General features: G+C 61.7%; 24 protein-coding genes. 15 read left to right on the forward strand and 9 right to left on the reverse strand.

The genetic code is table 11. From position 1 onward, the window contains the following. The first annotated feature begins 233 nt into the window (after positions 1-233). Positions 234-1,679 carry an aldehyde dehydrogenase gene (locus tag G6K99_RS08095; protein WP_244631411.1) on the forward strand — a complete coding sequence of 482 codons (1,446 nt, stop codon included), beginning with the start codon at positions 234-236 and terminating at the stop codon, positions 1,677-1,679. A 50-nt stretch (positions 1,680-1,729) separates the two neighbouring features. On the opposite strand, the gene G6K99_RS08100 is transcribed toward G6K99_RS08095, so the two are convergent. The 3 genes from G6K99_RS08100 to G6K99_RS08110 all read right to left on the reverse strand — a co-directional run bounded on the left by G6K99_RS08100 (position 1,730) and on the right by G6K99_RS08110 (position 5,447). Further along, a complete protein-coding gene (locus G6K99_RS08100; protein ID WP_174196243.1) occupies positions 1,730-2,725 on the reverse strand; it encodes an MDR family oxidoreductase in 996 nt (331 codons plus the stop codon). Positions 2,726-2,840: 115 nt separating this feature from the next. Further along, a complete protein-coding gene (locus G6K99_RS08105; protein WP_174196244.1) occupies positions 2,841-4,787 on the reverse strand; it encodes an AI-2E family transporter in 1,947 nt (648 codons plus the stop codon). Positions 4,788-4,982: 195 nt separating this feature from the next. After that, the gene (locus G6K99_RS08110; protein WP_162728260.1) at positions 4,983-5,447 is read right to left on the reverse strand and encodes a hypothetical protein; all 465 of its coding nucleotides are present in this window, start codon (positions 5,445-5,447) and stop codon (positions 4,983-4,985) included. A 406-nt stretch (positions 5,448-5,853) separates the two neighbouring features. Here G6K99_RS08110 and kdpF point away from each other — a divergent pair, with 406 nt between their 5' ends. The 10 genes from kdpF to G6K99_RS08160 all read left to right on the forward strand — a co-directional run bounded on the left by kdpF (position 5,854) and on the right by G6K99_RS08160 (position 16,295). Next, entirely contained in the window at positions 5,854-5,943 is a 90-nt protein-coding gene (kdpF, locus tag G6K99_RS08115; RefSeq protein ID WP_062460674.1) for a K(+)-transporting ATPase subunit F, read from the forward strand. Between the two features lie 33 nt (positions 5,944-5,976). Next, the gene (gene kdpA, locus G6K99_RS08120) at positions 5,977-7,680 is read left to right on the forward strand and encodes a potassium-transporting ATPase subunit KdpA (RefSeq protein WP_174196245.1); all 1,704 of its coding nucleotides are present in this window, start codon (positions 5,977-5,979) and stop codon (positions 7,678-7,680) included. A gap of 9 nt (positions 7,681-7,689) precedes the next feature. Next, entirely contained in the window at positions 7,690-7,845 is a 156-nt protein-coding gene (locus G6K99_RS08125) for a hypothetical protein (protein WP_156461899.1), read from the forward strand. A gap of 41 nt (positions 7,846-7,886) precedes the next feature. Beyond that, positions 7,887-9,974, forward strand: coding sequence for a potassium-transporting ATPase subunit KdpB (kdpB, locus tag G6K99_RS08130; RefSeq protein ID WP_174196246.1), 2,088 nt, complete (start codon positions 7,887-7,889; stop codon positions 9,972-9,974). A 12-nt stretch (positions 9,975-9,986) separates the two neighbouring features. Further along, positions 9,987-10,553 (forward strand): potassium-transporting ATPase subunit KdpC, encoded by a 567-nt coding sequence (gene kdpC, locus G6K99_RS08135; RefSeq protein ID WP_174196247.1) that lies wholly within the window; start codon positions 9,987-9,989, stop codon positions 10,551-10,553. 55 nt (positions 10,554-10,608) lie between these two features. Continuing rightward, the gene (locus G6K99_RS08140) at positions 10,609-13,311 is read left to right on the forward strand and encodes a sensor histidine kinase KdpD (RefSeq protein WP_174196248.1); all 2,703 of its coding nucleotides are present in this window, start codon (positions 10,609-10,611) and stop codon (positions 13,309-13,311) included. Beyond that, positions 13,308-13,997, forward strand: a complete 690-nt coding sequence (locus G6K99_RS08145; protein ID WP_174196249.1) for a response regulator transcription factor — start codon at positions 13,308-13,310, stop codon at positions 13,995-13,997. Before G6K99_RS08140 ends, G6K99_RS08145 begins: the two co-directional genes overlap by 4 nt. A gap of 75 nt (positions 13,998-14,072) precedes the next feature. Further along, entirely contained in the window at positions 14,073-14,744 is a 672-nt protein-coding gene (locus G6K99_RS08150) for a DUF2161 domain-containing phosphodiesterase (protein WP_174196250.1), read from the forward strand. A 207-nt stretch (positions 14,745-14,951) separates the two neighbouring features. Continuing rightward, positions 14,952-15,770: a GGDEF domain-containing protein gene (locus tag G6K99_RS08155; RefSeq protein ID WP_174196251.1), complete on the forward strand. Its 819-nt coding sequence runs from the start codon at positions 14,952-14,954 to the stop codon at positions 15,768-15,770. Between the two features lie 99 nt (positions 15,771-15,869). After that, positions 15,870-16,295, forward strand: a complete 426-nt coding sequence (locus G6K99_RS08160) for a plastocyanin/azurin family copper-binding protein (RefSeq protein ID WP_062582465.1) — start codon at positions 15,870-15,872, stop codon at positions 16,293-16,295. A 107-nt stretch (positions 16,296-16,402) separates the two neighbouring features. Here G6K99_RS08160 and hydA read toward each other — a convergent pair whose 3' ends face one another. The 5 genes from hydA to G6K99_RS08185 form a co-directional block, all read right to left on the reverse strand. Beyond that, positions 16,403-17,821: a dihydropyrimidinase gene (hydA, locus tag G6K99_RS08165; RefSeq protein WP_174196252.1), complete on the reverse strand. Its 1,419-nt coding sequence runs from the start codon at positions 17,819-17,821 to the stop codon at positions 16,403-16,405. 14 nt (positions 17,822-17,835) lie between these two features. Then, positions 17,836-19,104, reverse strand: a complete 1,269-nt coding sequence (locus tag G6K99_RS08170) for a cysteine desulfurase-like protein (protein WP_174196253.1) — start codon at positions 19,102-19,104, stop codon at positions 17,836-17,838. Between the two features lie 26 nt (positions 19,105-19,130). Then, positions 19,131-19,880: an amino acid ABC transporter ATP-binding protein gene (locus tag G6K99_RS08175; protein WP_062460642.1), complete on the reverse strand. Its 750-nt coding sequence runs from the start codon at positions 19,878-19,880 to the stop codon at positions 19,131-19,133. Next, positions 19,880-20,551 (reverse strand): amino acid ABC transporter permease, encoded by a 672-nt coding sequence (locus G6K99_RS08180; protein ID WP_174196254.1) that lies wholly within the window; start codon positions 20,549-20,551, stop codon positions 19,880-19,882. Before G6K99_RS08180 ends, G6K99_RS08175 begins: the two co-directional genes overlap by 1 nt. Positions 20,552-20,629: 78 nt before the next feature. Beyond that, positions 20,630-21,427 carry a transporter substrate-binding domain-containing protein gene (locus G6K99_RS08185; RefSeq protein ID WP_062582473.1) on the reverse strand — a complete coding sequence of 266 codons (798 nt, stop codon included), beginning with the start codon at positions 21,425-21,427 and terminating at the stop codon, positions 20,630-20,632. Between the two features lie 157 nt (positions 21,428-21,584). Between G6K99_RS08185 and G6K99_RS08190 the strand changes: the two genes are divergently transcribed. Both G6K99_RS08190 and G6K99_RS08195 read left to right on the forward strand, forming a co-directional pair. Next, on the forward strand, positions 21,585-22,295 hold the full coding sequence (locus tag G6K99_RS08190; protein WP_174196255.1) for a FadR/GntR family transcriptional regulator: 711 nt from the start codon (positions 21,585-21,587) through the stop codon (positions 22,293-22,295). Between the two features lie 156 nt (positions 22,296-22,451). Then, complete coding sequence (locus tag G6K99_RS08195) at positions 22,452-23,753, forward strand: sorbosone dehydrogenase family protein (RefSeq protein WP_174196256.1); 1,302 nt, start codon at positions 22,452-22,454, stop codon at positions 23,751-23,753. A 99-nt stretch (positions 23,754-23,852) separates the two neighbouring features. Here G6K99_RS08195 and G6K99_RS08200 read toward each other — a convergent pair whose 3' ends face one another. Then, complete coding sequence (locus G6K99_RS08200; RefSeq protein ID WP_174196257.1) at positions 23,853-24,443, reverse strand: TetR/AcrR family transcriptional regulator; 591 nt, start codon at positions 24,441-24,443, stop codon at positions 23,853-23,855. Between the two features lie 74 nt (positions 24,444-24,517). Here G6K99_RS08200 and bdcA point away from each other — a divergent pair, with 74 nt between their 5' ends. Both bdcA and G6K99_RS08210 read left to right on the forward strand, forming a co-directional pair. Further along, positions 24,518-25,231: an SDR family oxidoreductase gene (gene bdcA / locus G6K99_RS08205; RefSeq protein WP_062460623.1), complete on the forward strand. Its 714-nt coding sequence runs from the start codon at positions 24,518-24,520 to the stop codon at positions 25,229-25,231. A 165-nt stretch (positions 25,232-25,396) separates the two neighbouring features. Next, positions 25,397-26,197 (forward strand): alpha/beta hydrolase, encoded by an 801-nt coding sequence (locus tag G6K99_RS08210; protein ID WP_062460619.1) that lies wholly within the window; start codon positions 25,397-25,399, stop codon positions 26,195-26,197. The last annotated feature ends 7 nt before the right edge of the window (positions 26,198-26,204 follow it).

Genomic DNA, 26,204 nt, shown 5'->3' on the forward strand with positions numbered 1-26,204 from the left:
TTTGATCCTCCCCTTGAGTCGCGGCTGGAGTTCGTTAACATGCCTGTTGGAGGAGGGGCTTCGCTTCTCGATGGAAACCGCGGAAACTGACGGTCAGACTGTGCGAAGTCATGCGCAGGCTGACTGTTTGTTCGCGCGATCGGTCGAGAAAGCGGACGTGTGATGCCGTCGTTTACGGCTGTGGCGCATCCCTCGAAGCTGGCTATCTGTTTTCCCAAAAAAAGGACGCGACCTTGGACATCAAACAGATCATCGGCGGCCAGTTGGCCGACGCCATTTCGGGCAAGACGTTCGAACGGATCAATCCCTTTACGGGCGATGTCGCGAGCCGATCGCCGGCGTCCGGCATCGAGGATGCCAAGGCAGCCGTCGCCGCAGCGCAGACCGCCTTTCCGGCATGGTCGACGACCGGTCCCGGTGCGCGTCGCGCGCTTCTCAACAAGGCGGCCGATGTTCTTGCGTCCAAGGGTGGCGAGCTCACCGAGCTGATGACCGCCGAGACCGGCGCGACCGGCGGATGGGCCGGCTTCAACGCGCATCTTGCGGCAAACATGCTGCGGGAAGCCGCGGCCATGACGACCCAGATCCAGGGTGAGATCATCCCGTCGGACAAGCCCGGAAACCTGTCGATGGCGATGCGCCAACCGGTCGGCGTCTGCCTTGGCATCGCGCCGTGGAATGCACCGATCATTCTCGGCGTGCGGGCCATCGCCATGGCGCTTGCCTGCGGTAACACGGTCATCCTCAAGGCCTCCGAAGCATGCCCCGGACTGCATGTCGCGATCGGCAAGGTGTTTATCGAGGCCGGTTTCCCGGATGGAGTCGTCAACGTCATCACCAATGCACCCGAGGATGCCGCCGTCGTTGTCGAAGCGCTGGTTTCGGCACCCGAAGTCCGCCGCGTCAACTTTACCGGTTCCACCAAGGTCGGCCGCATCATCGGCGAACTCTGCGGCCGCCATCTGAAGCCGGCGCTTCTCGAACTGGGCGGCAAGGCACCGATGCTCGTGCTTGAGGACGCCGATATCGATGCGGCCGTCAACGGCGCGATCTTCGGCTCGTTCATCAACATGGGCCAGGTCTGCATGGCGACCGAAAAGCTGATCGTCCACGACAAGATCGCCGACGAATTCGTGGCTAAACTGTCCGAGCGCGCAGCCAAGCTTCCGGCGGGCGATCCCCGCGGTCACGTCGTGCTCGGTTCGCTGGTGACGATCGGTGCCGCGGAGAAGATGGAAGAGATCATTGCCGACGCGATCGCCAAGGGGGCCAGTCTCACCGCGGGCGGCAAGCGCACCGGCAGCGTCGTGGAGGCTACGGTGCTCGATCACGTCAAGCCCGGCATGCGCATCTATGACGAGGAGTGCTTCGGTCCGGTCAAGCCGATCATCCGGGTCAAGGACGAGGAGGAGGCGATCCGGATCGCCAACGATACTGAATACGGTCTCTCGGGTTCGGTCTACAGCCGCGATATCCAGCGCGCGCTCGCCGTCGCCGGCCGGGTCCAATCGGGGATCTGCCACATCAACGGCCCCTCTGTCGCGGATGAGGCGCAGATGCCGTTCGGCGGTGTCAAGGGCTCCGGCTATGGCCGCTTCGGCGGCAGGGCGGCGATCAACGAATTCACCGATCTGCGCTGGATCACCATCGAGGATCCGCACCAGCACTATCCGTTCTAGCGCGAACGCGGCTGAAGAGGGAGGCTGGCCATTGCGCACGGCGCGCGGGGTTACCTCGTGACGTCGATCACGATCCGGCCGCGCACCTTGCCGGCGATGATCTCTTCTGCCAGTTGCGGCAGGTTGGACATCGGTTCCGTTCTGGTCATGGCGGCAAGCTTTCGGCTGTCGAGATCGCGGGCAAGGCGCGACCAGGCGGTGAGGCGCTGTTGGCGCGAGGCCATGACCGAGTCGACCCCGATCAGGGTGACGGCGCGCAGGATATGCGGCAGGACCGTCGCTGGCAGGTCGGGTCCGCCGGCAAGGCCGCAGGCTGCGATTGCGCAGCCCCGCATGGTCTGCGACAGGGCGTTGGCAAGCGTCGTCGAGCCGACGCTGTCGATGCCGCCGGTCCAGCGCTCCGTCTGCAGCGGGCCGCCCTTTTCGGCAAGCGTCGCGCGATCGATGAAGCTGGTGGCACCGAGCGAGGCCAGATAGTCGTGGGTTTCGGGGCGACCGGTCGAGGCTGTGACGACGTAGCCGCGCGCCGCCAGAAGCGCGATCGCCACCGAGCCGACGCCACCGGCGGCGCCGGTCACGAGGACTTCGCCTGCGCCGGGTTTAATCGAGCCCCATTTTTCAAGCGCGTCAACGCAGAGTGCCGCGGTATAGCCCGCCGTGCCGATTGCCATCGCCTGTTCCATCGTGAAGGCGTCGGGCAGCAGGATCAGCCATTCCGGTTTGACCCGCTGGTAGCGGGTATAGGCGCCCCATTCCGTTTCTGACAGGCCCCAGCCGTTCACGACCACCTTGTCGCCCGGCTCCCAATCCGGGGAGCGTGATTCGACCACGGTTCCGGCAAGATCGATGCCGCCGACCATCGGCATCCGGCGGGCGATCCGGCCCTTGCCGGTGATGGCCAGACCGTCCTTGTAGTTGACCGTCGAATAGGCAATCTCGACCAGAACGTCATTGTCAGGCAGATCGGCGAGGGAGATTTTTCGGAAGGCGCCTTTCGGCTTGCCGTCGACGGTATCGATCACCATGGCGGTAAATGTCTCGGTCATGTCCATGCCTCCCGGGCTCTTCAGGTCTTGACGAGTTGATCCTTGTCTATCCAGCTGTCTATGCGCGTCGGCATCAGGGACCCCACAGGTTAGGCCTGCCTACGGGGTGCTCCGATCAGGCGACGAGCGGCGTGGTCTTGCGCTCGCGAGGCCGGCCGATCCGCTTCGGCGCCTTGATCTCGACCGCCTGGGCGGTGGTCAGCGCGCCACGAACCGCATCGGAAATGGTGGTGACGACAAAGTCTGCATCGATGTCCTCTGTAGCAAGGGGGCTTTCCCGCTGACCGTCAACGCCGGTGATCATGATCCCCACCCGAACCGACGGCTTCTGTCGCTTGAACCGGCGGACGGCCTGGCGGGCGTGGGCTTTGGAGCCGCCATTGAGGAAAGCGATGAGGACCGTGTCGACGTCGGTCAGGTTCATCAGGCTTACCGTCTTTCCGCTCACGGCCGTGTGGTCGGCCTGAGACACGGTGGCGCCCTGAATGGCGAGAACCTGCGACAACATGGCGGCCGCTGCATCGTCGATCGCGCCTCTGCCGCCGAGGCAGAGAACGGATTTCCCTTCGCCGCTGGGCAGGTCGATTTCACCGGTGATCTGCTCTGTGACAGCGGCTTCGCCTTCGACCGGATCGTCTTCCGCTTCTTCCTCGATCGCGATCTCCGCCAGATTGCCAATCAGCGTCTGGGTGGTGGAGGCAAACAGGGCAATCTGGGCCTCGCTCATCACGCCGCGCTGCCGGTCGAGTTCACCCAGCCTGAGTGCAGGCAGTCCGACTTTTTCATAATAGTCGACGAGATACTCCTCCTCGAGAAAATCCTCCGCGTTGTCGGTCGCCTCGTTGGGATCGCCGGCAAGCAGTCTCTGGTAGAGTTTTTCCTGCGGTTGCAGAACCGGCTCATTGCCGAGCAGCACGTCGAGAAAGCTGAATTGCGGGACGTAGCGACCGAGAACGACGAGACAGACGGTGAGGGGCGTCGACAGCATCAGTCCGACAGGCCCCCAGAGCCACGACCAGAAGATGGCCGAGACGATGATGGCGAGCGGCGAAAGGCCCGTATGGCTTCCATAGAGCCACGGTTCGACGACGTTGTTGCTGACGAGTTCGGTGACGATAAACAGTGCGGCGACCCAGGCAACCAGCGACCATCCGGGGGCAATCGCCAGTGCCAGAAACAGCGGCAGGATCATGCCGATGACCGGACCGATGTAGGGGACAAAGCGCAGGACGAGCGTCAACAGTCCCCACAGGATGGCGTTCGGAATGCCGAGCAGCCAGAGGCCGATCGAGATCGGCAAGGCATACAGCGCGTTGACGACCAACTGCATCAGCAGATATTTGCCGACGCGTTTTCCCGCGTCCTGAAGAGCCGCCGTTGTCCTGTGGAGATCGCCGAGGCCGACAAGGCGTATGAACCGGTCGCGCAGTTCCTCCCGCTCAAGCAGCATGAAAATCACGAGGACGATAACCAGACCCGCGGTTGCAAAGGGACTGATGAGTGGCAGAATGAAATTGCCGAGCGTTTCGATCGGGTTGGCGCGGGTTACGATCTCGACAGGCATCGGATCGCGACGCTTGATCTGTGGCGGCGCGTCTTCCTTGCTCTCTTCCGCGTTGTCCTGCAGTTCCGAGCCGATGCGCTCGACGACCTTGCTGAGATGTTCGAACACGCCGTTGCCGGAGCCCGCCTGGCTGAGAGAGTGCACCTTAGCGACGATGTTGCGCTGATAGGTCGGAATATTGTCCGCGAGATTGGCGACCTGTCCGGCAACGATGAAACCGAAGGCTGCAATGACAAAAAACGCCGTGGCGACGGCGAGGAGGACGGCGGCGATCCGCGGGACGTAGCGCTTGCGCAGGAAACTGACGATGGGTGCGAGCGTGAAGGTAAGAAGGAGTGCGAGCGCAAGCGGCACAAACACTTCCTGGCCGACATAGAGGATCACCGCCACGCCGATGAGAATAAGGATCGTTCGGCCCGAAAGGGTCGGCGCGCTCAGCCCTACAGGCTTGTTCGCGATCCCCGCCGCTGCGATAGCCCCTTTACTCATGTCGGTCATAGCCGTCCCCGATTGAATGCGCTGCTGCCAGAAGCCAGGCATGACAGTGTAAATGCGCTTGGAACAAAACTTATCGAGCGGTGACGCAAAAATAATTCGCGACAGCCGTTTGCGGGTCACGCTGACGGGGAAAGTGGAAGCGTTCAAGCCAAGCAAAACCGCAAGTCGTTGCGGCACGGTTTGTCCCAGAAACGATTAGCTGGACGCAAATCGCGAGAGCGAGACCTCGGCCGACCATTCGAGGTCGCTGGGGTTGTAGTGGACGTCCCGTTCGGAAAACGACAGCGGATTGAGGCCGTAGCACTCGGTCCAGCTGCCGCCCGGTTCGATGATCTTGTCGCTTCGAAGCGTTGCCCTGTAGATCAGCGAGCTATGGCCCGCCTGGCGCGCACTCAGCGTGAAGGATGTCGCGAGCAGCTGTCTGTCCGCGTTGTTGGTGAAGGTAACGGATACGGGCGCGCCGGGTGCCTTGCATGTCTCGCCGCCGGAGCTTGCGACCACGGCGACGGATTGATTGGTCGGCACTTTCGAGTTGATCTGTCCCGACATCAGCCAGAGGCCGACATAAAGCACAGCCAGAACGGCCACCGCCGCTATTCCAGCCCGTCGCGAGTACAGGTAGAGAACCACGACGGCTGCTGCGCCTATTACCCAAATCATCGCGCACCTGTCTTTTCCGGAGTGATATCAACTCCGTATATGTAAGGATTTGGAGGTTAAACCGCAACGGGAACTCCGCAAAGGCCAAGCCTTAAGCGGCCGACGGCAAGATACCGACACGCGAGCGTGCGGGCAAATTCCTATGCGGTTTATATTTCTTAGGCATCTGGGCCATCTCGAATCCCTATGGGGTTCCGCCGCATATTGAGGACGAGACGGATCGTGATCGTCTCCAGCCGGAGAGAGAATGACGCGTTATCAGAACGACGCCCTTCCTGGCTGACACCACGAACAACCAGGATTCCAGAACAATGATGGACCTTATTCTCGTCGCGGCGACTGTTGGCTTCTTCGGTCTCTGCTCGGTCTATACCCGTGCCTGCGACAGGCTTTGAGGAGGGATGCCATGACCCTCGATTATATCCTCGGCGGCGGTGTGACCGTCTTCCTCGCCCTCTACCTCACCTATGCTCTCATTCGCCCCGAACGCTTCTGACCAAAGCTTCAGCTTGCCCGAAAGTCTCTACCCATGACCTTCAACGGATGGCTACAGATCCTCGTCTATTGCGGGATCCTCCTTCTGCTCGTCAAACCGCTCGGGGCCTATATGACCCTTGTGTTTTCCGGCGGGCGCACCTTTCTCTCCCCCGTGTTCGGTCCGATCGAACGCGGGCTTTACGCGCTGGCCGGCACCAGCGAGCGTGAAGAGCAGCGTTGGACCGCCTACGCGTTTTCCGTGCTGATGTTCAATCTCGCCGGTTTCCTGCTGCTCTACGGTATCCTGCGGCTGCAGGACGTTCTGCCGATGAACCCGGCAGGTCTCGCATCGCCCGGACCGGAATTGTCGTTTAACACCGCCGTCAGCTTTGTCGCCAACACCAACTGGCAGAGTTACGGCGGCGAAAGCACCATGTCCTATTTCAGCCAGATGACTGGTCTTGCGGTGCAGAACTTTGCGTCGGCTGCGACAGGCATGGCGATCGCCATCGGCCTCATTCGCGCGTTTTCGCGGGCATCGGGCAAGGCGATCGGCAATTTCTGGGTCGATACGACCCGCGCCACGCTCTACATCCTCTTGCCGCTCTGCGTCGTGCTGACGCTCATCTATGTGTCGCTCGGCGTTCCACAGACGTTCGGTTCTTACGTCAATGCCACGACGCTTGAAGGCGTCCAGCAGACGATTGCGGTCGGCCCTGTCGCGTCGCAGCTTGCGATCAAGATGCTCGGCACGAATGGCGGCGGTTTCTTCAACGCCAATTCGGCGCATCCTTTCGAAAACCCCGACAGCATCTCCAACATGATCCAGATGCTGTCGATCTTTGCGATCGGTGCCGCCTTTACCAACGTGTTCGGCCGGATGGTCGGCAACCAGCGCCAGGGCTGGGCGATCCTCGCCTCGATGGGCATCCTGTTTCTGGCCGGCGTCGCCGTCGTCTACTGGGCGGAAGCCTCCGGAAACCCGATCATGCATACGCTCGGCCTTTCCGGCGGCAATATGGAGGGCAAGGAAGTCCGCTTCGGCGTCGTCATGTCGTCGCTGTTTGCAGTCATCACCACGGCTGCCTCATGCGGTGCGGTCAATGCCATGCATGGCTCGTTCACGGCGCTCGGCGGGCTTATTCCGCTCATCAACATGCAGCTCGGCGAAGTCATCGTCGGTGGTGTCGGCGCAGGCTTCTACGGCATCGTGCTGTTCATCATCGTCGCCGTCTTCGTGGCGGGTCTGATGGTTGGCCGTACGCCGGAATATCTGGGCAAGAAGATCGAGGGCAAGGACATGAAGATGGCTCTTCTCGCCATTCTCTGCCTGCCGCTCGCCATGCTGATCTTTACGGCTGTCGCCAGCGTGTTGCCGTCGGCGGTCGCCTCGATCGGGACTGCCGGTCCGCACGGCTTCTCCGAGATCCTCTATGCCTATACCTCGGCTGCCGCCAATAACGGCTCCGCCTTCGGGGGACTGTCCGCCAACACGCCCTGGTTCAACATCACGCTCGGCATCGGCATGCTGATGGGCCGCTTCCTGGTCATCATTCCGGCGCTGGCAATTGCCGGTTCGCTGGTCGCCAAGAAGACGGTTCCGGCGTCTGCCGGCACGTTCCCGACCGACGGCCCCCTGTTTGTCGGTCTGCTGGTCGGCACGATCATGATCGTCGGTGGCCTTACCTTCCTGCCGTCACTGGCGCTCGGTCCCGTCGTCGAGCACCTGATGATGATCGCCGGCCAAACGTTCTGAGGTCGCACCATGCGTAACCGTCAGACGCACCCCGCACAGTCACCTCCCGTCACGCCAAAGCGTGGCGGGATGGTCCCCCGCTGGTGGTGCGGATCGAACGCCATTCTCGTGATGATGACGGCAGTGCTCGCCATCGTCGCAACACTAGAAATCCTTCGTGGCTGACCTTTCCCCGGTCGCCTCCCTTTCCAAGGCTGGAGCCTCATATGAGCCAGGCAAAATCCGATAGCGCACCAAGATCCGCAAGTATCCTGGACAAGCGCATCCTCGTTCCGGCAATCGGCGGTGCTTTTACCAAGCTGAACCCGAAAACCCTCGTCAAAAACCCGGTCATGTTCGTCGTGGCCACGGTGTCTGTGCTGACCACCGTTCTGTTCCTGCGCGATCTTGCCGCCGGCAGCGACGACCTGGGCTTCTCCCTGCAGCTCAACATCTGGCTCTGGTTCACCGTCCTGTTCGCCAATTTCGCGGAAGCCGTTGCCGAAGGACGTGGCAAGGCGCAAGCAGAATCGCTGCGCAAGGCCCGCACGGAGGTCCAGGCGAAACTTCTCACCGGCAAAGAGCGGACCGACTACCAGATGGTCGCCGGCACCACTCTCAAGCTGAACGACATCGTTCTGGTTGAAGCCGGCGACATCATCCCCTCGGATGGGGAAGTGATCGAAGGCGTCGCCTCCGTCAACGAAGCAGCAATCACGGGCGAATCCGCCCCTGTGATCCGCGAATCCGGTGGTGACCGCTCGGCCGTCACAGGCGGCACGCAGGTCCTGTCCGACTGGATCCGCGTGCGCATCACGGCCGCTGCCGGCTCGACCTTTATCGACCGGATGATTTCGCTCGTCGAAGGCGCCGAACGTCAGAAGACCCCGAACGAGATCGCGCTCAACATCCTTCTCGCCGGCATGACGCTGATCTTCGTTCTGGCAACCGCGACCATTCCGGCGTTCGCCTCCTATGCCGGCGGCTCCATTCCGGTCATCGTGCTGGTCGCGCTGTTCGTGACACTGATCCCGACGACGATCGGCGCGCTGTTGTCGGCGATCGGCATTGCCGGCATGGACCGCCTGGTGCGCTTCAACGTGCTCGCCATGTCCGGCCGCGCGGTTGAGGCTGCCGGCGATGTGGATACGCTTCTGCTCGACAAGACCGGCACGATCACGCTCGGCAACCGCCAGGCGACGTCCTTCCGTCCGGTCAAGGGCGTATCGGAACAGGATCTTGCCGATGCAGCCCAACTGGCCTCGCTTGCCGACGAAACGCCTGAGGGACGTTCCGTCGTCGTGCTTGCCAAGGAAAAATACGCGATCCGCAGCCGCGACATGGCGAGCCTCAAGGCAACCTTCGTCCCGTTCACGGCACAGACCCGTATGAGCGGTGTCGATCTGGACGGAGAGCAGATCCGCAAGGGTGCGGTCGATTCCATCCTTTCCTATATCCGCCAGAATGCCGTGGCCGGTGGGCCCGTCACGCAGGACGCCGTCTTGGTGGAGTGCCAGGCAATCGCCGACGAGATCGCCAAGGCTGGCGGTACGCCGCTGGCCGTTGCCCGCGGCGGAAGGCTGCTCGGCGTCATCCAGCTCAAGGATATCGTCAAGGGCGGCATCCGCGAGCGGTTTGCCGAATTGCGCCGCATGGGCATCCGCACCGTGATGATCACCGGCGACAATCCGATGACTGCGGCAGCGATTGCGGCCGAGGCAGGGGTCGACGACTTCCTCGCCCAGGCAACGCCGGAAAACAAACTGTCGCTGATCCGCGAGGAGCAGGCCAAGGGCAAGCTGGTCGCCATGTGCGGCGACGGCACCAACGATGCGCCGGCGCTCGCTCAGGCCGATGTCGGCGTGGCAATGAATACCGGCACGGTAGCGGCCCGCGAAGCCGGCAACATGGTAGATCTCGACAGCGATCCGACCAAGCTCATCGAAATCGTCGAGATCGGCAAACAGTTGCTGATGACCCGCGGCGCGCTCACGACGTTCTCGATCGCCAACGACATCGCCAAGTATTTTGCGATCATTCCGGCCATGTTCCTGGCCTTCTATCCGCAGCTCGGCGTTCTCAACGTGATGGGACTGGCGACACCGCAAAGCGCCATCCTGTCGGCGATCATCTTCAACGCGCTGATCATCGTTGCCCTGATCCCGCTGTCGCTGCGCGGCGTCAAATACCGCGCCGTCGGTGCCGGCGCTCTGCTGTCGCGCAACCTGCTGATCTACGGCCTCGGCGGTATCATCCTTCCCTTCTTTGCCATCAAGGCGATCGACATGGTCATCACGACCATCGGTCTTGCCTAAGGAGCTTTCGTCATGTTGAAACAGATCCGTCCGGCAATCGTCATGATCGTTGCCGTCACCGTCATCACCGGCCTCATCTATCCGTTTGCCATGACCGGCATCGCCCAGGCGATCTTCCCCGTCCAGGCGAATGGCAGCCTGATCGAACAGGATGGCAAGGTCGTCGGCTCCGCGCTGATCGGCCAGGCCTTCACCGGCGAGCAGTATTTCCATGGTCGCCCGTCGGCTGCAGGCGATGGCTATAACGCGGCCTCGTCGTCCGGTTCCAACCTCGGCCCGACCAGCCAGAAGCTGATCGACCGCGTGAAGGCCGACACGGAAGCTGCGAAAGCGACCAACCCGGGCGCGGATGTGCCGATCGACCTCGTCACCGCATCGGGCAGTGGTCTCGATCCGCATATCTCGCCGGAAGCGGCGCTGTTTCAGGTACAGCGTGTTGCAAGGGCGCGCAGCATGGATGAAGGGGCCGTTCGCGCCCTAGTCGAGCGGCATATCGAACAGCGGGAACTGGGCTTTCTGGGTGAGCCAGTGGTGAATGTGTTGGCGCTGAATATGGCGCTCGACGCCGAGAAGTCGTAGTTGAACGAGCGGCGGTCAGTTTGGCCGCCGCTCGTTTGCGGAACGAAAGACCTCCATGCCGGACGCAAAACACGAAGGCGCAAGCAGACCATCACCGGACGCTCTTCTCGAGTACGCCCGGCAGGAGGGGCGTGGCCGGCTGAAGATCTTTCTCGGGGCCGCACCCGGCGTCGGCAAGACCTACGAAATGTTGATGTCCGGCCGCAGCCGAAAGGCCGACGGGATCGATGTGGCGATCGGCGTGGTCGAAACCCATGGACGCAAGGAAACCGAAGCGCTGGTCGAGGGCTTCGAAATGATCCCGCGCCGCGTGTTCGACTATCGCGGCCAGCAGCTCGACGAGATGGATCTCGATGCGATCCTTGCCAGGAAGCCCCGTCTGGTGCTGGTCGATGAACTGGCTCACACCAACGCACCCGGAAGCCGCCATCCGAAGCGCTACCTCGACGTCCTCGAAATTCTCGCCAGTGGCATCGACGTCTTTTCGACGCTGAATATCCAGCACGTCGAGAGCCTGAACGATATCGTCGCGCAGATCACGCGTATCCGCGTTCGGGAAACGGTGCCGGACTCGGTGATCGACCGCGCCGACGATATCGAAATCATCGATATTACGCCGCAGGATTTGATCAAGCGTCTGCATGACGGCAAAGTGTATTTGCCGACGACGGCGCGGCGTGCGGTCGAGAACTATTTCTCTCCGGGAAACCTCACGGCGCTGCGCGAGCTGGCGCTGCGTCGCACGGCGCAGCGGGTCGACGATCAGCTTCTCAATCACATGCAGGCGCACGCCATTGCGGGTCCCTGGGCTGCGGGCGAACGTATTCTTGTTTGCCTCGATCATGGCCGAAACGGTGCGGCACTGGTGCGCTACGCAAGACGCCAGGCCGACAGGCTGCGGGCACCCTTGACGGCGCTGCATCTGGAGACACCCGGTTCCGCCAATCTGGGCGAGGCCGACAAGGACCGGTTATCGGCTGCGATGCGGCTTGCCGAACAGCTCGGCGCCGAAACCGTGACGCTACCCGCCTCCAGGGTGTCGCGGGAAATCATCGCCTACGCGAATGCCAACAACTTCAATCACCTGATCATCGGCAAGTCCACCAAGCCGCGCTGGCGGGAGCTATTGGATGGGTCGATCACCCACGATCTGATCCGCTATTCCGGGGCGATCAGCGTTCATGTGATGTCCGGCGGCAGCGAAGAGGCCGTATCTCCAGGTGTGCGGACGGCGCTGCCGGCGAAGAAGCTCAATCCGAAACATTACATCCGCGCATCGCTGTTCATGACGGCGGCCGTTGCCATCGGCACGCTGCTCGACCGGGCGCTCGACGTGCAGAACCTGGCGCTCGTCTTTCTGATGGGCGTGCTCGCTTCGGCAATCCGGGGAGGGCTGGGGCCGGGTCTCTATGCGTCCTTCATCGGCGCTCTCGCCTTCAATTTCTTCTTTCTCGAGCCGCGCTTCACGTTCACGATCCGAGATCCGGAAAGCGTCGTTGCGCTTCTCTCGTTTCTTGGAACAGCCGTTGTCGCGAGCAATCTGGCCGCTTCGGTTCAGCGGCAGGCGATCGCTGCCCGGCAGAGAGCCCGCACGACCGAGGATCTCTATCTGTTCTCGAAGAAGCTTGCTGGAACCGGGACGCTTGACGATGTGCTCTGGGCGACCGCGTTCCAGATCGCCTCCATGCTGAAGGTTCGGGTCGTCATTCTGTTGCCCGAGAACGACACCCTTGCCGTCCGGGCAGGCTATCCGCCTGATGACACGCTTGTCGATGCCGACATCGCGGCTGCGAAATGGACATGGGAACACAATCGTCCGGCCGGCCGCGCGGCCGATACGTTACCCGGGGCAAAACGCCTCTACCTGCCGTTGCGCACAGGACGCGGCGCGATCGGCGTTGTCGGCCTCGACAACGACCGGCAGGGACCATTGCTCACCCCGGACCAGCAGCGTCTGTTCGATGCGCTGGCCGATCAGGCAGCACTCGCGATCGAGCGTATTCAACTCGTCGCTGACGTCGACAAGGCAAAGCTTGCCGCCGAAACGGACAAATTGCGCACCGCACTGCTGACCTCGCTTTCGCACGATCTGAAGACACCGCTTTCAGCCGTGCTCGGGTCGGCGAGCACGCTCAAGGATTTCGGGGCGAACCTGACCGATCACTCGCGAGATGAGCTTCTGACCACCGTGATCGAGGAGTCCGAGCGGCTCAACCGGTTCATCGTCAACCTGCTCGATATGACGCGCATCGGCTCCGGCGCCATGGAGCCAAACTTTGCGCTTCATTATGTCGGCGATATCGTCGGGACGGCCTTGAAGCGGGCACAGAAAATCACCGCGGATCACAAGCTGAAGGTGGCTATTCCATCCGAAATGCCGATGATCAGAAGCGATCCGGTCCTTCTGGAGCAGGCACTCTTCAATCTCATCGACAATGCGGCCAAATATGCGCCAGAGGGTACAACGATCGAGGTTCTGGGCTGGTCAGATGCGAAATACGTCACCCTTGCCGTTCTGGACGAGGGGCCGGGGATCCCCGATGCCGACCTGGAGCGGGTGTTCGACACGTTTTACCGGGTGCGCAAGATCGATCATGTCAAGGCCGGCACGGGCCTTGGACTGTCCATCAGCCGTGGTTTCATCGAAGCGATGGGTGGGCGTCTGACGGCGGGAAACAGACCAGCGGGTGAGGGCGCGATCTTTACGATCCGTATGCCAATTCCGGCCCAGCTGCAGATTGACGGAGACATGCGATGAACCAGGCCGCCACGAGAATTCTGGTCGTCGATGACGAGCCGCCGATCCGCAAGCTGTTGCGGGTCGGGCTTTCGACGCAGGATTTCGTCATCATCGAAGCCCCGAACGCGAGGACCGCAATGGAACTCGTGGCCGCGGACCAGCCCGATCTCGTTCTGCTGGATCTCGGCCTGCCTGATATGGCCGGGCACGATCTTCTGGCGAAATGGCGCGCCGAGGGGCTGACGCTGCCGATCGTGATCCTGTCGAGCCGGACGGATGAGGAAGGGATCGTCAAGGCGCTGGAAATGGGTGCCGACGATTACCTTACCAAGCCGTTCAACATGAACGAACTGATTGCGCGGATCCGGGTTGCGTTGCGCCACCGGCTGCAGACCCAGGGCGAAAAGCCGATCTTCCAGACGGGTGACCTCAGTGTCGATCTCGTGCGGCGCGTGGTCAAGGTGAAGGGCGAGGAGGTAAAATTCTCGCGCAAGGAATACGACATCCTGCGGATCCTCGTGCAGCATGCGGGGCGCGTGCTGACCCACCGGTACCTCATCGATCAGGTCTGGGGGGAGGTCACTGACATCCAGTATCTGCGCATCTACGTGCGCCAGATCCGCCAGAAGATCGAGGAAATGCCCGACCAGCCGCGATACATCCTGACCGAAACGGGCGTCGGCTACCGGCTAGCCGAAAGCTGAAATCCGGCCGCGGGGTGATCTGGCCGGTTGATCGGTGTATGTCTGCAGCCTGATTCCCGACTGTGATGCGCATCCATGGAAACCTCCCTCTATCTACCGGTCAAATCCTTCCTCGAGACTGCAGGCTATGTGGTGAAGGGCGAAGTCGGCGGCTGTGATCTCGTTGGTCTGAGCGAGGGCGATCCGACCGTCGTCGTGATCTGCGAGCTCAAGCTGAGCTTCAATCTCGAGCTCATTCTGCAGGCGGTCGACAGGGCGGCTATCGCGGACGAGGTGTGGATTGCGGCAAAGCTTTCGCTGAAGGGCAAGGGCCGCGAAACGGACAAGCGCTACCGCGACCTCTGCCGCCGGCTTGGCATCGGTATTCTCGGCGTTTCGGCCGGGGGCGATGTCAGCGTTATCGTCGGGTCCGTGTCGCCGATGCCGCGGACCAATCCGAAACGACGTTCAAGGCTGATGCGCGAACACCAGAAGAGACGCGGCGATCCCGTGCTTGGTGGGAGTACGCGGGTTCCCGTCATGACCGCCTATCGCCAGCAGGCGCTTAGCTGCGCCGCCGTTGTCTCCGGCGGTCCGTCCCGCGTGCGCGATATCAGGGCGGTTGCCCCGGATGCAGGCAAGATCCTGCTTTCCAACGTTTATGGATGGTTCGAGCGGCTCGACAGAGGCGTCTACGGCCTCACCGACGCTGGCCGTGAAGCACTGCAGAGATGGCCCCAGCCGGATCCCCGGTCTTCTGACGTTTGATTACCGGCAGGGGCTCCCACGACCACGCCAATGTTCCATGGCTGCATCAGTTTTATGAGGAAATGCGAGAATTATTTGCGACACTTAATCGCGAATTAACTTGTGTTCGGATTCACGAAGTCTCAATGCGTTTGTAGTTCAGTGTGGCGAGCTGAAAGCCGCCAGGCGCGTCCGCGTGGTCGCTTCGAACCGTATTGGAATTATCGCATGCTTGCTTTGATCGACCGCTACATCAAGCAGGCCTGTGCGTCGGACCGGTTCGAGACGCGACGCAAAGTCCTCGCATTCGCATTGCTCATGACCGTTTGCGTCACCGTTGTTGCCGACATGCTCAACGTTGCGGCCCACTACACGCTTCATGCCTTGGGATGGCTGCCGTATGACGTCGTGCCCGCCGCAACGGTTGGGGTTATCATCTCGACTGTCGTTGCATCGGCGCTGACATTTTCGATCGTCTATATCGTTGGTCTAGCAATTCATCACCTCACGATCTCCCGGGCGGCTTTCGAGCATTTGAGCCGAACGGACATGTTGTCGGGGCTGATGAATCGGCGAGCGTTCCTGGATGAGGTGACGCGCGCTCCCGCCGCATCTTCTCTCATCCTGTTCGATATCGATAAGTTCAAGGCGATCAACGACCGCTTTGGCCACGATATCGGGGACCAGGCCATCATTGCAGTTGCGCATCAGCTCGCCGAGATCTTTTCGCAAAGTCGTGCCGTCGCCCGGATCGGTGGTGAGGAGTTCGCAGTCCTCGTGTCAGCGCTTTCGCCGACGGAGCGTCTCTCGCTCGCGCACCGCTGCAGGGCCCTGATTGCTGCGCGGCCCATACAAGCGGGCAAAAGGCAGGTCGATATCACGGTGTCCGGTGGCGTTGCGGACCAGGAGGACTACCCTACGTTCGAGGATCTCTACAAGGCCTCCGACAAGGCGCTGTTCGTTGCCAAGGCGTCCGGGCGCAATTGTGTCGTTCACAGCAAAGACATCGCGGTCATTCTCGACGCGCATAAGGTGGCCACGATGTAACGGCCTGTCCGGTAGGCGGCGAGAACACGCTCCAATTCGTTCAGGCCGCTGTCAGCTTGCCGTCATACCCATCCGGTGATGACAACCGGAGGTAAACCCATGCTCACAATCCGAAACACCGCTATTGCACTTGCCCTTTTCGTTGCTGCAACGCCTGCACTGGCCGGCTCTATGGTCAAGGTTGTCGAGTCCGGCGAAGCGGGTGAGCCGATGACGTTGACGATGGATCAGACGACCGTTCCGGCAGGCGACACAACGTTTATGGTCCACAACGACGCGACGACCGAGGAGCACGAAATGGTGCTCGTCAAGTTGAAGTCGCCAGATCAGACACTTACCGTGGTCAAGGCCAAACATCGCGTCGATGAGAAGACGCTGAAAAGCCTTGGCGAAGTTGCCGATCTGAAGCCCGGTGCCGACGGCCAGTTGAAGGCCAAGCTCGTCCCCGGAACGTATATGCTCTTTTGCAACATCAAGGGCCATTACGAAGCCGGCATGCATGCGACCCTCACGGTGACGAAGTAATCACCGCTTGCTTGTGGGCTCCGCCGCCTCGTAGCGGCGGCCAAGTCACGATCGGACCGTCAGGCAGACGTGGTGGCCAGCGAAAGGCGTTGCAGCTGTGCAACGCCTCAGGTTGAACCGCGGCTCGATGTCAGAGACGAGCGGTTTCGCGGGAGATAGCGGCCGCGGCTTTTGGGCCCGGTCAGCTCTCCGTCCTTGACGATGGTCCTGCCGCCCAGCAGCATTTGCACCGGCCAGCCGCGGATATCGAGACCTTCATAGGGCGTATAGTCCGCGCCGTGTTTCAGGAGGTCGTTCGTGACGGTGACGCGCTTGTCCGGATCCCAAAGCGCGATGTCTGCATCGGCGCCGATCGCGATCGTGCCCTTGCAGGGATAGAGACCGTAGAGTTTGGCATGATTGGTCGAGGTCACGGCAACGAACGTGTTGATGTCGATGCGGCCCTTCATGACCCCTTCGGAAAACAGGATCGGCAGGCGGGTGGCGACGCCCGGTATGCCGTTCGGGATCCAGCGGAAATTGCGCTTGCCCTTTTCGTTGAGCTTGCCTTCCGGATCATCGAAGCGGAAAGGGCAGTGGTCGGAGGAGAACAGGTCGAAGACACCCTGTTCCAGTCCTTCCCAGCAGGCATCCTGGCTGGCCTTGTCGCGCGGCGGCGGGGAGCAGACGAATTTGGCGCCCTCCATCTCCGTCTGGTCGAGATCATCGGCCGTCAGCATCAGATATTGCGGGCAGGTTTCGCCGGCGATCTTCTGGCCGCGCTTTCGGGCGCGGCGGATCTCTTCCATCGCCTCGCGGTTTGAAACGTGGACGATGACGATCGGCACATCGACGATTTCGGCCAGCGACAGCGCCCGGTGGGTGGCTTCGCGCTCGGCGGCGATTGGTCTGGTCGTGGCATGGAATTTTGGCGCGAACTTGCCCTCTTCCTCATGCCGGCCGATCAGGTAGCGGATCGCATCCTCGTTCTCGCAATGGACCATGACCAGCGCGCCGGTGCGCCTTGCGGTGTCGAGCGTGGCCAGGATCTCGTCGTCGCGCAGACGCAGACCCTCATAGGTCATGAACACCTTGAGCGAGGTATAGCCGTCCTCGACAAGTGCCGGCAGTTCCTGGCCGAGGACGTCAGGCGTCGGATCGGTGATGACCAGATGGAAGGCGACGTCGACATGGCATTTGCCGTCTGCCTTGGCGTGATAGATCTTCAGCGCCTCGCGCAACGTCTGGCCCTTCTCCTGCATGCAGAAGGCCAGAACCGTGCTGTTGCCGCCGATCGCCGCCGACCGGGTGCCCGAGTCGAAGTCGTCTGCCATGACGATGCCGTCGCCGGACGGCTGGTCGAGATGGACATGGCTGTCGATACCACCCGGCAGAACGAACAGTCCTGTCGCGTCGATCACCTCATCGGCTTCGGTAAGCTCTGCCGCAAGGGCAGCGATGCGGCCGTCCTTGATGCCCACATCGCTCACGAACGTGTCGCTCGCTGTGACCACCGTGCCGTGTCTGATGACCGTATCGAAGCGCATGATCCGTTCCTTCTTCAAGCGGCGGCGGCCGCGCGACCGGCGTCGGTTGCGAGGATCCGATCGAGTGCTGCGGTAAAGCGATCGATCTCGTCCAGCGTGTTGTAATGGACCATCGACACGCGAACCATGCCGCCGTGGTCGGTCAGCTCAAGGTATTCGGCAAGCCGGCGCGAGTGGAAATCGCCGAAGCGGATGGCGATCTTCTCGCTGTCCATTGCCTTGCAGACTTCGCCGGCGTCGCGGCCATCGAAGCGGAACGCGATCGTCGGGACCCTCGTGCTACCGTTGTTTGTCGTCTGGCCGACGATGCGGCAGTCGTTGCGCGAGCGCAAGTAAGCGAGAAGGCGTTCCACCAGCAGGTTTTCCTGGGCGGTGATCGCTGCGAAGGCCGCTTCGATCTTCTGGCGCACGGTGCCGGTCTCGCCGGCCTGTTCGCCGAGCGTCGTCAGGTAATCGACGATGCCGCAGGTGGAATAGGCAAGCTCGTAGTTCGGGTTGCCCGGCTCCAGCTTGCCCGGCACTTTGTCCTTGCCGTAAAAGTAATGGTAGAGCGTGTCGAGCTCGGCCAGCAGATCGTATTTGCCATACATCAGCGCGTAGTGCGGACCATAGGTCTTGTAGAGGCTGAAGACGTAGTAATCGACATCCAGCGCCTGCACGTCGACGGCGCGGTGCGGGGCATAGGCCACGGCATCGACGCAGATCTTTGCGCCACGGGCATGCACGAAATCGGCGATCTCTCTGATCGGGTTGATCGATCCGAGGATGTTCGACACGTGCGTGACACAGACCAGCTTGGTGCGATCGCTCATCAGCGGCGCAAGGTCGGCGAGATCGAGCGTCAGCGTATCCTTGTTGAGCGGCCAGAACTTGAGTGTGATGCCGCGCTCCTGCAGCCGGTCCCAGGGGCCGATATTGGATTCGTGATCGCTGACCGTGACGATGATCTCGTCGCCGGGCGAAAGCTGGCTCTGCATGGCACGGGCAAGGTTCTGCAGCAGCTGAGTGGTGGAAGCGCCGAAGACGATTTCTTCCGGACGCGAGGCGTTGACCAGGTTCATGGCCGCGGTGCGCGACTCATAGAGCGCTGCGGCTGCCGCCTGCGATACCGCGTAGGAGCCGCCGATCTGGACGTTCTTCTCGATCAGGAACGTGTTGATGCGCTCAACGGCACCTTTAAGGATCTGCGACCCTCCGGCGTTGTCGAACAGCGTCCAGCCGCGGGCGAGGCCGGGGAACTGGCTGCGCACGTAATCGAGATCGAGTGGAGATTTGGTGTTCATCCCTGTAGTCCTGCGTTTGTTGTTCTTCAATGATTGAGTACGGCGCGCAAGAAGCTGCGTGTCCGTTCTTCCCTAGGATTGTCGAAGATCTCGGCCGGCGTGCCCGCCTCGACAAGCCGTCCCGCATCCATGAAGATCACCCGGTCGGCGACCTGGCGGGCAAAGCCCATCTCATGGGTGACGATGATCATGGTGACGCCGGTGCCGGCGAGCTTGCGCATCACGTCCAGCACTTCGCCGACCATTTCGGGATCGAGCGAGGAGGTCGGCTCGTCGAACAGCAGCACGCCGGGTTCCATGGCGAGCGCCCGGGCTATTGCCACGCGTTGCTGCTGGCCGCCGGAGAGCTGGCCGGGGAACTTTTCCGCCTGTTCAGAAATGCCGACCCGCGCCAGTAGTTCGCGGGCTTTGCGCTCGGCGTCTTCTGGCGATGCCTTCCTGACGCGCATCGGTGCCAGCATGACGTTTCTCAGCACCGTCATATGCGGGAAGAGATTGAACGACTGAAACACCATGCCGACTTCGGCGCGGACTTTCGCAAGCGCCGGTCCCGGTGCGACGCGGGTGCCGTCAACGGTGATGGTGCTGTCCGGCGAGAAGGCTTCGAGGTGGTTGATGCAGCGGATCAGCGTCGATTTGCCGGAGCCGGAGGGGCCGATGATGCAGACCACTTCGCCTTCGGCCACATCGAGATCGATATCGTGCAGAACGGTGAATGTGCCATAGGCCTTGTTCAGGCGGCGAATCGAGATCAAGGGGCCGGTTGTCTTCGCCATCAGCGTTTCCCCCGGCTGTAATGCTTTTCGAGACGCGCAACGACGGCCACCATAGGCCAGAGCAGCGCGATATAGATGAGAGCGGCCCCGATCAGCGGCGTCGGGTTGGCGTTGAGCGCCTGCGCCTGGGTTGCCTGCTTGAGAAGATCCGGCATGGCGACGACGGAGGCAAGCGCCGTGTCCTTCATGACGTTGATGCAATTGTTGGTGAGCGGCGGAATGACGATGCGGATCGCCTGCGGCAGGATGATATCCATCATCGTGCTGCGGCCCGACAGGCCAAGGGCTGATGATGCCTCGAACTGTCCGCTCGGAATGGCCTCGATGCCGGCGCGAAAGATCTCGGCGGTATAGGCGGCGGAGACGAGCGACAGCGCGGTTACGGCCGACAGGAACGGCGACAGGCGGATGCCGACGAAGGGGAGGGCGTAGTAGACGACAATCAGCAGCACCAGCAGCGGTATCGAGCGGAAGATGTCGATATAGATGCGGATCAGGACCTGAAAGAATGACGGCGCATAGAGCCTTGCCACCGCCAGAAACAGTCCGCCTGCAAGGCCGACCAGAATGCTGGTAATGCCGATCTGCAGCGTCACGACCAAGCCCCAGAGCAGCTGCGGCAGACTGTTCAGGAAGACCGGTATGTTGAAGAATGTATTGAGAAGGTTCATGCCGGATCGGCTCCCTTGGCAAGCCGACGGAGCGTTTGGCGCTCCGCCGGATGCAATTCAAGCTTGCTCTGGTGAGCCTTACTTGGCCTTCGGCATGTCGAGGACGGCGACGGTCGAGGTCGTGTCTTCGGCCTTTGCACCGAACCATGTCTGGTGGAGCTTGGCGATAAAGCCTTCGCCCTTCAGTGTGGTGATGACGGCATTGACTTCGGTTGCCAGCGGATCGCCCTTGTTGAACATGATCGAGTATTTCTCGCCGGTCGGGATGCGCTCGACGACCTTCAGTTCCGGCTTGTCCTTGGCGTAGTAGAGCAGGGCCGGGATGTCGGAGATGTAGCCATCGACGCGGCCGGCAACGAGATCGAGCATGGCCGGCTGCAGGCCTTCGAAGCGGCGGATTTCGCCGAGCTTGTATTCGCCCTTGTGGCTGTCTGCCCACATGTCGCCGGTCGAGCCCGTATCGACGCCGACGACCTTGCCGCTCATGCCCTTGAGGCCGGTGATGCCGGAAGCGGCCGTGACGGTCAGCGACTGGTCGCTGTCGTAATAGGGTTGGGCGAAGGACACAGACTGCAGGCGCTTTTCGGTGATGGTGATCGACGACACCGCCATGTTGATGCGGCCCGACTGTACCGCCGGGAACAGGCCGTTGAACGGCGTGTTGACGAATTCGACGGTCTTGCCGAGGCGCTTGGCGATTTCGTTGACGAGATCGATCTCGAAACCGGTCACCTTGCCGCTGGCGTCTTCGAATTCCCACGGCACATTGCCGATATTGGCGCCGACGGTAAGATCGGCGGCATGAACGCCGATTGCGCCGAGCGCTGTAAACAGGCCGGCGAGAACTGTGGTTTTGATGCGTGACGCGTGTAGCATTGAGAGAACCCCTTGTTTTTATGATGAGACGCAATCTATGTTGGTCTAACTGGTCAGACCAGTCCGACCAAACAAGCACGGCACTTTGGGCTTTGCAAGATAGCTCGGGGAAAAATATATCTGACGCGCCACAGGGGCCCAACTGGAATAGGTTCGCATGCTCAACAAAACGCTCGTTCCGCAGTCGGTGGCCCGCGAAATCCAGACGATGATCCAGGCCGGCCAGTTGAAGACCGGGGAGAAGATCCCGTCGCAGCGGGAGTTTTCGCAGAAATTCGGGATCAGCCGGGCATCGCTGCGCGAGGCGCTGCTGACCTTGGAAACGCTAGGATTGCTGAAGACTGAAGCCGGACGCGGCACGTTCGTGACTGCGGGCTCGAACTCGGTCTCTGACGGAGGCATCAGCCAGTCCGGCCACATGGCGCCCTGGCGTTACTCGGACAGCTATTCGGTGTTCGACGTGTTCCAGACCCGCATCCTTCTGGAAGGCGAGATCGCGCGGCTGTCGGCTGGACGCCTGTCGCAGGCACAGCTCGAGAAGATGGAAATGGCGACGCAGACGATGGAGGATTGCTGGGCGCGCCAGGACCTGCTTGCAAACGTCGAGGCGGATCTCGATTTCCACGGCACGATCGTTTCGGCCTGCGCAAACACGATGCTCAAGGCCCTCTATCAGACGGTGCGCGACCAGGTCACCGAGACCCAGCGGCAGCCGATCCCGATGACCGATCCCGAACGGATGCGGCAGTCGATCGCCGAGCACCGGCGCATCATTGCGGCCCTGAGATCGAATGATGCTTCTTTGGCGAAGAGCGAAATGGAAACGCATATCCGCAACACGGCACGCTGCGCCGGTCTTCAGCCATAGGCAGGAATGGGCCGTATCCGATGGCCGAAGGGTCACCGGGCGGCAACCCGAGCCGCGGTGGATGCTCTGATAAATTGTGCTTCTGCCCTCTAGTGTCTTTTGCATAAAGGCTTTAGCGTTCGGGCTCTTCGAATTCCTCAATGCCAGAGTTCCCCCATGACTGAGCCTTCTCTGTTTGCCCGCGTCGTCGCCTTTATCGGCCAGGGCGCCGTTCTCATTCGTCATTCGGGGGATGGCCCGCGACAGCCGGTGTTCGGCACGACGCCGGCTATTCCAGCCGCAAAGCCGCAGGGCAAGATCCCGACCTTGAAGATGCCGACAGCCAAGGGCTGGGAGGGCGATCACAAGCCGACGGCTGCGGCGGGCCTCAAGGTCAACGCCTTTGCGCGCGGGCTTGTGCATCCGCGCAACATGCATGTTCTGCCGAATGGCGATGTGCTTGTGGCAGAATCGATGGGCGAGCGGGGCAATCCGCGCAGCCTGTTCGACCATGCCATGTCGGCGACAATGCAGCGGGCGCGTGCTTCCGGCGACAGCCCCAACCGCGTGACGCTGCTGCGCGACGCCGATGGCGACGGCGTGGCCGAGCAAAGTTTCGCCTATATCGAAAACGTACGCCAGCCCTATGGCATCGCGCTTGTCGGCGACACGCTCTATGTGGGAGCAAGCGACGCGCTTCTGGCCTATCCCTACGAAGCGGGCGCGACGAAGATTACCGCGCAGCCGAAGAAGCTGATGGATCTGGTTCCCGGCGGACACTGGACGCGCAACCTGATCGTCAGCAAGGACGGCACCAAGCTTTATGTCGCTGTGGGATCGCTCAGCAATATTGCCGACGAAGGCATGGGCGTTGAAGAAAACCGCGCCTGCATTCACGAATACGACCTTCAGACGGGCCAGTCGCGCATCTTTGCCGGCGGTCTTCGCAATCCCGTCGGCATGGCCTTCGAGCCCGAAGGCGGCATGCTGTGGACGGTTGTGAACGAACGTGACGGGCTGGGCGATGAAACGCCGCCGGATTATCTGACATCGGTTCGCGACGGCGGGTTCTACGGCTGGCCCTACTGCTACTGGAACCGGGTCGTGGACGACCGGGTTCCGCAGGATGCCGCCAAGGTGGCATCCGCGCAGCAGCCCGATTATGCGCTGGGCGGTCATACGGCGTCGCTCGGGCTCTGCTGGTTGCCTGCGGGCACGCTGCCGGGCTTTCCGGCGGGGATGGCCATCGGCCAGCACGGGTCGTGGAACCGCTCCAAGCTTTCCGGCTACAAGCTCGCCTTCGTCGCTTTTGAGAACGGCAAGCCCGTGGGAATGCCGCGCGAAATCCTCACCGACTTCCTGTCCAAGGACGAAAAGCACTCCTTCGGCCGTCCGGTCGGAGTGGCTCTCGCCGCCGACGGTGCCGTGCTGATGGCGGACGATGTGGGCGATGTCATCTGGCGCGTCACCGGCGCTTGATCGCGCGACGTAGAACATTTGAGTTGATTGCTGCGTGCCACCCGATGGGTGCGCAGCAATCGCGTTCCGTCGCTGCAGGCCCGACCGCAGCGGCGATGATCAATCCGCAAGCTCTTGCGCCAGGATCCGTCCGGCAAGGCGAGCAATGGCCATGAGGCGGTCCAGTTCCAATCCGCTGCGGGCCTTGGCCGAGAGGCCGGTCATCGTGGTCGAGACGAAATCCGTCAAACTTTCCGCCTTTTCCGGATGACGGGCTCCGATAAAGCCGCGGATCACATCCTCCGCCGCTGCCTGCAATGCACGGGTCGCCGCGCGTGCCTCCGGATCATCGCAATGGGTTCCCTCCAGGACAAGACAGCCCGCGGCCGCGGGGTCGGCTGCATAGCGCCGGCAGGCATCTTCCAGCACGGCCGCAAGGCATTCCGCAACCGGACGGTCGGGCCTCAGGATATCAGCAAGCGGAACTGCCGCCGTGAGCGAGTAGCGATCGAGAACGCGCGCGTAGAGCCCGGCCTTGTTGCCGAAGGCGGCATAGAAGCTGGGCGGATTGATGCCGAGCGCTTGCGCGACATCGGCAACGCCCACGGCATCATAGCCGCGGGCATGGAACAGTTTTTGCGCAATCTCCACACCTTGGTCGGCATCAAAACGACGTGGGCGACCGCGGGTACGCGGAATATCTGTAGTCATTATTACAAAATACCTTGACGATGAACCCTGATGATTTATGTAGCAGACATTACTGTATTTCTCAAGGATCTCAGATGACGACTTTTCAGGGAAAATCCGTTCTGGTTCTCGGCGGTAGCCGGGGTATCGGCGCCGCCATCGTGCGGCGGTTTGCAAACGACGGTGCCAACGTGACCTTCACCTATGCCGGCTCTCGCGCGGCGGCGGATGAGCTGGCGGCAGAGACCAAGACTACGGCTGTTCAGACCGACAGCTCCAGCCGCGATGCCGTGATTGCCCGGGTGCGCGAAAGCGGCCCGTTGGACGTGCTGGTGGTCAATGCCGGGATCGCTGTCTTCGGCGATGCGCTTGAACAGGATCCGGACGCGATCGACCGGCTTTTCCAGATCAATATCCATGCGCCCTATCACGCCTCGGTCGAAGCGGCGCGTCAGATGCCGGACGGCGGGCGGATCATCGTCATCGGTTCCGTCAATGGTGACCGGATGCCCATTCCGGGCATGGCCTCCTATGCGGTGAGCAAGTCTGCCCTGCAGGGACTGGCCCGCGGGCTGGCGCGCGATTTCGGGCCACGCGGCATCACCATCAACGTCGTTCAGCCGGGGCCGATCGATACGGATGCCAATCCGGAAAACGGACCGATGAAAGACCTGATGCACAGCTTCATGGCGATCAAGCGCCACGGTCGTCCGGAAGAGGTTGCCGGAATGGTCGCCTGGCTCGCCGGCCCGGAGGCGGGGTTCGTCACGGGGGCAATGCACACGATCGACGGGGCGTTCGGAGCGTAATCCCGGCATACCCCATCCGGGGCGACATCGCATAAGGCCAGTCGCACGACTGGCCTTACACCTCTGGACTCAGCAATCTGCGATCTGCTTGCCCAAGTCTTTCAGCGCGTGGGAACAACGGCGCGGGTTTTCGGTTCCTCTCTCTCAGAAAAGAGAGGATTATAGATGACGCAGATCGTTTTCGTGCATGGCATGTTTCAAAATCCCAAAAGCTGGGACAACTGGGTTCGCTACTTCAGCGACAAAGGCTACGACTGCAGCGCCCCGGCATGGCCTCTCCACGATGGCGATCCGAAGGCATTGCGCGACAACCCGCCAGCCGGGCTCGGTGAGCTGAGCCTCGATGCCATCTATGCATCCATCAAATCGGCGGTCGCAGGCCTCGATAAGCCTGTCGTCATCGGTCACTCTGTCGGCGGCCTGATCGCGCAGAAGCTGCTCGCGGATGGCCACGTCTCGGGTGCAGTGGCGATCTCGTCGGTTGCGCCGAATGCCATGCTCGATTTCGACTGGGGCTTCATCAAGAACAGCGCCATCATCACCAATCCGCTGAAGGGCGACGAGCCGGTCTACATGGACGCAAAGACGTTCCATGGCTCCTTCGCCAACACGCTGTCGGAAGAGCAGGCGGCTGTCGAGTTCGAGAAGACGGCGACCCACGACAGCCGCAACGTTCTGCGCGACTGCATGGGTTCGTCCGGCAAGATCGATCTCAGCCGTCCGCATGAACCTTTGCTTCTGGTTGCCGGCGAGAAGGATGAGATCATTCCCGCCGATCTCAACGAGAAGAATTTCAAGGCCTACGAGAATACCGGCAGCGTGACCGACTTCCGCGAGTTCCCCAACCGTGGCCATTACATCTGCGGCGAACCCGGCTGGGAAGAGGTCGCCGCCTATATCGACGGCTGGCTTCAGCAGAACCGGTTCGACGTCGACAACCGTATCTATGCTCCAAGCGCGATCTGAGGGACAA

The organism is Neorhizobium sp. AL 9.2.2 (genome assembly GCF_013317225.1).
Taxonomy (GTDB): domain Bacteria; phylum Pseudomonadota; class Alphaproteobacteria; order Rhizobiales; family Rhizobiaceae; genus Neorhizobium; species Neorhizobium soli.

Coding starts and splice junctions, on each gene's coding strand:
- G6K99_RS08160 (WP_062582465.1), top strand. CDS start 15,870: ATGCTCACAATCCGAAACACCGCTATTGCACTTGCCCTTTTCGTTGCT.
- G6K99_RS08210 (WP_062460619.1), top strand. CDS start 25,397: ATGACGCAGATCGTTTTCGTGCATGGCATGTTTCAAAATCCCAAAAGC.
- G6K99_RS08140 (WP_174196248.1), top strand. CDS start 10,609: ATGCCGGACGCAAAACACGAAGGCGCAAGCAGACCATCACCGGACGCT.
- G6K99_RS08185 (WP_062582473.1), bottom strand. CDS start 21,427: ATGCTACACGCGTCACGCATCAAAACCACAGTTCTCGCCGGCCTGTTT.
- bdcA (WP_062460623.1), top strand. CDS start 24,518: ATGACGACTTTTCAGGGAAAATCCGTTCTGGTTCTCGGCGGTAGCCGG.
- G6K99_RS08200 (WP_174196257.1), bottom strand. CDS start 24,443: ATGACTACAGATATTCCGCGTACCCGCGGTCGCCCACGTCGTTTTGAT.
- kdpC (WP_174196247.1), top strand. CDS start 9,987: ATGTTGAAACAGATCCGTCCGGCAATCGTCATGATCGTTGCCGTCACC.
- G6K99_RS08170 (WP_174196253.1), bottom strand. CDS start 19,104: ATGAACACCAAATCTCCACTCGATCTCGATTACGTGCGCAGCCAGTTC.
- G6K99_RS08150 (WP_174196250.1), top strand. CDS start 14,073: ATGGAAACCTCCCTCTATCTACCGGTCAAATCCTTCCTCGAGACTGCA.
- G6K99_RS08175 (WP_062460642.1), bottom strand. CDS start 19,880: ATGGCGAAGACAACCGGCCCCTTGATCTCGATTCGCCGCCTGAACAAG.
- G6K99_RS08110 (WP_162728260.1), bottom strand. CDS start 5,447: ATGATTTGGGTAATAGGCGCAGCAGCCGTCGTGGTTCTCTACCTGTAC.
- kdpF (WP_062460674.1), top strand. CDS start 5,854: ATGACCCTCGATTATATCCTCGGCGGCGGTGTGACCGTCTTCCTCGCC.
- G6K99_RS08125 (WP_156461899.1), top strand. CDS start 7,690: ATGCGTAACCGTCAGACGCACCCCGCACAGTCACCTCCCGTCACGCCA.
- G6K99_RS08105 (WP_174196244.1), bottom strand. CDS start 4,787: ATGACCGACATGAGTAAAGGGGCTATCGCAGCGGCGGGGATCGCGAAC.
- G6K99_RS08155 (WP_174196251.1), top strand. CDS start 14,952: ATGCTTGCTTTGATCGACCGCTACATCAAGCAGGCCTGTGCGTCGGAC.
- G6K99_RS08180 (WP_174196254.1), bottom strand. CDS start 20,551: ATGAACCTTCTCAATACATTCTTCAACATACCGGTCTTCCTGAACAGT.
- G6K99_RS08100 (WP_174196243.1), bottom strand. CDS start 2,725: ATGACCGAGACATTTACCGCCATGGTGATCGATACCGTCGACGGCAAG.
- G6K99_RS08145 (WP_174196249.1), top strand. CDS start 13,308: ATGAACCAGGCCGCCACGAGAATTCTGGTCGTCGATGACGAGCCGCCG.
- kdpA (WP_174196245.1), top strand. CDS start 5,977: ATGACCTTCAACGGATGGCTACAGATCCTCGTCTATTGCGGGATCCTC.
- kdpB (WP_174196246.1), top strand. CDS start 7,887: ATGAGCCAGGCAAAATCCGATAGCGCACCAAGATCCGCAAGTATCCTG.
- G6K99_RS08190 (WP_174196255.1), top strand. CDS start 21,585: ATGCTCAACAAAACGCTCGTTCCGCAGTCGGTGGCCCGCGAAATCCAG.
- hydA (WP_174196252.1), bottom strand. CDS start 17,821: ATGCGCTTCGATACGGTCATCAGACACGGCACGGTGGTCACAGCGAGC.
- G6K99_RS08195 (WP_174196256.1), top strand. CDS start 22,452: ATGACTGAGCCTTCTCTGTTTGCCCGCGTCGTCGCCTTTATCGGCCAG.